A 596-nucleotide genomic window follows, 5' to 3' on the forward strand; every position below is an offset into this window, starting at 1 on the left:
CCGCTGCGCGAAGTAGATCGCCGCCGCCGCCTGCCTGGACGCCGCGACGGGCTGCTTCGGCGCCGCGAAGCTCTTGGCGAGCGTGGTGATGCGCCGCACGTAGTTCTGGGTCTCGTTGTACGGCGGCACCCCGCGGTACCTGACCACCGCGTACGAGCCGGCGTTGTAGGAGGCCAGCATGTTGGCCGTGAGGTCGCCGGGCACGTCCTTCACGTACTTGGCCAGCGCGCAGTCGTAGGCCGCCGCGGAGGGGATGGCGTCCGCGGGGTCCCAGATGTCACGGTCGCCGTCGCCGTCGCCGTCCACCCCGTACGCGGCCCAGGTGCCGGGGATGAACTGCGCCAGCCCGCGCGCGTTGGCCGGGCTCACGGCCTTGGGGTTCCAACCGCTCTCCTGGTAGAGCTGCGCGGCGAGCAGCGCCGGGTTGATGGCCGGACAGCGGTTGCCGTGCTTCTGGACGAGGGGCGCGTACGCGGCCGGAACGGTGCCCTCCGCGAGCTGCACGTCGCCGGTGGAACCGCCGCTCGTGGCCCTGCTCGCGATCATGTACGTACCGAGAACGAGCAGCACGACGAAGGAAAAGGACAGCCCCATAC

Annotated in this window: 1 protein-coding gene; it reads right to left on the bottom strand. The window is 71.0% G+C overall.

Features of this window, described 5'->3' with window-relative positions:
- A partial coding sequence (locus KUM32_RS42405) for a lytic transglycosylase domain-containing protein (RefSeq protein ID WP_217146909.1) occupies positions 1-594 on the bottom strand: 594 nt, incomplete at its 3' end.
- Between the last annotated feature and the right edge of the window lie 2 nt (positions 595-596).

The sequence above is a fragment of the Streptomyces sp. AC627_RSS907 genome (assembly GCF_019049165.1).